Origin of the sequence: Streptomyces sp. NPDC127092 (genome assembly GCF_042722475.1) — a bacterium.
Lineage (GTDB): Bacteria > Actinomycetota > Actinomycetes > Streptomycetales > Streptomycetaceae > Streptomyces.
The window spans coordinates 1-1,031 of sequence record NZ_JBHXFE010000422.1 but is presented as its reverse complement, the minus strand read 5'-3'; the positions used below and the strand labels follow the sequence as shown (position 1 = coordinate 1,031).

Annotated in this window: 2 protein-coding genes; one reads left to right on the top strand and one right to left on the bottom strand. The window is 61.1% G+C overall.

Features of this window, described 5'->3' with window-relative positions; translation table 11 throughout:
- A partial coding sequence (locus tag ACFWJO_RS40985; RefSeq protein WP_386873505.1) for a hypothetical protein occupies positions 1-257 on the bottom strand: 257 nt, incomplete at its 3' end.
- 35 nt (positions 258-292) lie between these two features.
- Between ACFWJO_RS40985 and ACFWJO_RS40980 the strand changes: the two genes are divergently transcribed.
- On the top strand, positions 293-1,031 hold a 739-nt coding region (locus ACFWJO_RS40980; protein ID WP_386873503.1), incomplete at its 3' end, for a hypothetical protein.

Below are 1,031 nucleotides of genomic sequence, written 5' to 3'. Positions count from 1 at the left end.
TTCCAGCAGCGGCTCATGGATTGGCGAAGATAATGCTTCGGCGCGAGTGTAGTGACGGACACGACGCTGAGGAAATCGAGGCTGAGGCGTTCGCGAGCAGACTCCTTGGGCGGGTGAATAGTAACCACGCATCCCGCAATCCCGGTGTGCGCGCTCGCCTCGACGAGGCGATCAGGTGACGGCAACAGCGGCGGTCGCAGTCCTTCTATGGATAGCCGCAGCCAGTCGGTTCCGTAGGTGGTGGTGGGCTCGCACATGGAACCTGGTCGGTGTTCTGACTGTCTTCACCTGCATGGCCGCCCACATGACAGTCAACCTGCCGCTCTTCGAGAGCTTATTGAGAGGCGCACTTGGTCACTCAAATGGTGGTGGCGCGGTCAAAATGGTCGTGTTTAGCGGAATCTGCTTCGGTGCAGCCATGCTCGTGACAGACCTTATGGCTCCGTCCGATCGACGTCGCGCACAGCTCATCCGCCTTCATGCGTTGCTGTCGATGGTCACCGCAGGCGGGTCGGTGGCCTTCTTCTTGACTGCCCCGGAAGTGCCGGAACAGCGCGACGGATATACCTTCGACGACCTGTATGCCCACACTCCCGGATATGCGGAAGCCGGCATTACCGCGATGCTCTACCCGTTCCTTCTCTGCATCGTGGTGACCATCGTGACGGCCGGCCATGCCGACACGCGGACCGCGACGGGTCGTGGCTTGATGGTGCTGTGCCCCGGGGTTTTCCTGCTCACCGTCTACGCCGGCATGCGAATCACATACGTACTGGCCGCGTCTACCGGTGCAATCGATCCGACTCCCCGAGTCTTCGACATCACTCAGGTTCTTGCGCTCGTCGGGGTCCTCATGGTCACCATCGGTGTGCTGTGGCCGACGATAGCTCTCTGGACGGCCGCACACCGAGCGTTGCGAGATTTCTTCGAACTCCATGAAGTGCTCACTATGCGCTGGCCTGGTGTCGTTCGACCCTCCTGGAAAGGTAGCAGCGCCACGGATCGTGTTGCCGACCGCGCCACGGAGGTGA